Below are 2,934 nucleotides of genomic sequence, written 5' to 3' on the forward strand. Positions count from 1 at the left end.
GTCAAGAAGATCTGGACCACCCGCGAGCCCTTCGACCACGAGGGCGAGCACTACCGGTTCCGCGACTTCGTCAGCGACGTCTTCCCGGTCCGACAACCCCGCCCGGGAGTCTCGTTCGGCGGTTCCTCGGCCGCCGCGTACCGGTCCGGCGGCGCCGAGGCCGACGTCTACTGCCTGTGGGGCGAGCCCCTGGCGAAGACCGCCGAGCAGATCGAGAGCGTGAAGGCCGCCGCGAAGGCCGCGGGCCGCACCGACGTGCCGCGCATCCAGGTGGCGTTCCGTCCGATCATCGCCCCGACCGAGGAGCTCGCCTGGGAGAAGGCCCACCGCACGGTCGGCGCGATCAAGGCCCGTCGTGGCAACGGCGAGCCGGTCACCCGGCACCACAACGGGCAGGCGCAGCCGCAGAACACCGGCTCGCAGCGGCTGCTCTCCATCGCCGAGGCCGGCGAGCGCTACGACCGCGCCCTGTGGACCCCGACAGCCGCCGCCACCGGGGGCGCGGGCAACTCCAACGCCCTCGTCGGCACCCCGTAGACGGTCGCCCGGGCGCTGCTCGACTACTACGACCTCGGCGTCGACATCCTCTCCGCGCGCGGCTACGACCTTCTGGGCGACGCGATCGACTTCGGACGGCACGTGATCCCGATCGTCCGCGAGGAGGTCGCCAAGCGCGACGCCGAGCGCGCCCGGCGCGGCCCGCAGACCCTCGCGGCGGTGGAGCGATGACCTTCCTGGCACCGCCCCCGCCGACGTCCGACGAGCCGGCGGTCGTGCGCGTGACCGTGTCCGACCCTCGCGTGGAACCGCTGCTGCGCGAGCTCGGCGACGAGTACTCCGCGCGCTACGGCAGGGACGCGCACGCCGAACTCGCCCGCTACCCCGACGAGGAGTTCACCCCCGTCCACGGCGGGATCCTGCTCCTGCTCCTCGAACAGGGCGAGCCGGTCGCGGGCGGCGCGTTCCGCCGCTACGACCCGACGACGGCCGAGCTGAAGCGCATCTGGACCCACTCCGCGCACCGACGGCGCGGTCTGGCCCGACGCGTCGTCGCCGAGCTGGAGCGCGAGGCGGCCGCCCACGGTTACCGGCGGATCCACCTGACCACCGGCCCCCGTCAGCCCGAGGCCCGCGCCCTCTACCTGACGGCCGGTTACACGCCCCTCTTCGACACCGAGGCCGACCCGGAGACGATCGGCCCCCTGCCCTTCGAGAAGCACCTGCCGGCCGGGACGCACCGACGAGCGACCGGATCCCCCGGACACGGGGGACCAGTGCCTCCGCGATCCACGCGTCACCGATCAACCCACCCGAGCACCCCCGAGAGTTGAGCAGGGACACCACGATGGGACTCATCGCCCAGTCCGCCGCCGCGCCGCCCGGCGCCGTCACCCCCGCGCCCGGACCCCGACCCGGACCCGGCCCCGGAGCATCCCTCCCCGAGGACGACCCGGCCTCGCTCACGGTCGTCCCCGCCCGACACTACGCCCGCTGGGCGGCGGCCGTCGCCGTGACCGTGCTGCTCGCCCAGTTCCTGCACGGCCTGGCGACCAACCCGGTGTGGGAATGGAACGTCTTCGGCGACTACTTCCTGTCCGAGACGATCGTGCAGGCCGTATGGGTGACGCTCCAGCTCACCGCCTACGCCACGGTGCTGGGCTTTCTCCTCGGCGCCGTCCTCGCCTTCATGCGGCTGTCGCGGAGCCCCGTGCTGCAGACCGTCGCCTGGACCTACATCTGGATCTTCCGCTCCATCCCGATGATCGTGCAGCTGGTGTTCTGGTTCAACCTGAGCGCCCTGTACAAGGAGTTGGGCCTCGGCGTCCCCTTCGGACCGGTCCTGTGGTCGGTCGACACCAACAGTCTCATCGGCACCCTCGGCGCCGCCGTCATCGGACTGACCCTGCACCAGGCCGCCTACGCGGCCGAGATCGTGCGCGGCGGCGTCATCGCCGTCGACCACGGCCAGCTGGAGGCCGCCGCGGCGCTGGGCATACCCCGGCTGCGGCAGATCCGCCGGATCGTGCTGCCGCAGGCCATGCGGGCCATCCTGCCCACCGCCGGCAACGAGATCATCGGCCTGCTCAAAGGCACCTCGGTGGTGTACGTGATGTCCATCGGCGAGCTGTTCTACCAGGTGCAGGTGATCTACGGCCGCACGGGCCGGGTGATCCCGCTGCTGCTGGTCGCCACCGCCTGGTACGTGATCCTCACCTCCTTGCTGTCGGTCGCCCAGTACTACGTCGAACGGCACTACGCCCGCGGCGCCGACCGCACCCCGCCGCCCACGCCCGTGCAGCGGGCCCGGCGCTTCACGCGCGCCCTGCGCGCCGCCGCCGCCCGGCGCGACCGGCCCGTCACCACCCTCAACCCCCTGGGAGACCCCCGATGACCGAAGCGACGGCGGACGCGGACGAGTTGACGGCGGCCGTCGGCGGCACCACGCCCGACACCGGTGTGATGGTGGACGTCCGCGGCGTCCACAAGAGCTTCGGCCCACTGGACGTGCTGCGCGGCGTCGACCTCCAGGTGCGCGCCGGAGAGGTCACCGTCATCCTCGGCCCCTCCGGCTCCGGCAAGTCCACGCTGCTGCGGGCCATCAACCACCTGGAGAAGGTCGACCGCGGCTGGATCGGCATCGACGGAGAGCTCGTCGGCTACCGCCGCTCCGGCGACAGGCTGCACGAACTCAAGGAGAAGGACGTCCTGAAGCAGCGCACCCACATCGGGTTCGTCTTCCAGAACTTCAACCTGTTCCCGCACCTGACCGTGCTGGACAACGTCACCGAGGCCCCCGTCTCCGCGCTGCGCCGCCCCCGCAGGCAAGCCGAGGAGACCGCACGCCTGCTGCTCGCCCGCGTCGGACTCGCCGACCGGACGGACGCCTATCCGCGCCAACTGTCGGGCGGCCAGCAGCAGCGCGTGGCCATCGCC

General features: G+C 72.3%; 3 protein-coding genes and 1 pseudogene. All 4 read left to right on the plus strand.

Annotation, left to right across the window (positions count from 1 at the left end):
- Positions 1–729: pseudogene (locus tag ABT300_RS42755) on the plus strand (LLM class flavin-dependent oxidoreductase); the annotation flags it as partial.
- A complete protein-coding gene (locus tag ABT300_RS42760; RefSeq protein WP_351688207.1) occupies positions 726–1,331 on the plus strand; it encodes a GNAT family N-acetyltransferase in 606 nt (201 codons plus the stop codon). The pseudogene ABT300_RS42755 and the gene ABT300_RS42760, both read left to right, overlap by 4 nt.
- A 14-nt stretch (positions 1,332–1,345) precedes the next feature.
- On the plus strand, positions 1,346–2,392 hold the full coding sequence (locus ABT300_RS42765) for an amino acid ABC transporter permease (RefSeq protein WP_351688210.1): 1,047 nt from the start codon (positions 1,346–1,348) through the stop codon (positions 2,390–2,392).
- 68 nt (positions 2,393–2,460) lie between these two features.
- The coding region (locus tag ABT300_RS42770) for an amino acid ABC transporter ATP-binding protein (RefSeq protein ID WP_351688213.1) at positions 2,461–2,934 on the plus strand (474 nt) is incomplete at its 3' end.

This window comes from Streptomyces sp. NPDC001027 (genome assembly GCF_040299045.1).
Classification (GTDB): Bacteria; Actinomycetota; Actinomycetes; order Streptomycetales; family Streptomycetaceae; genus Streptomyces.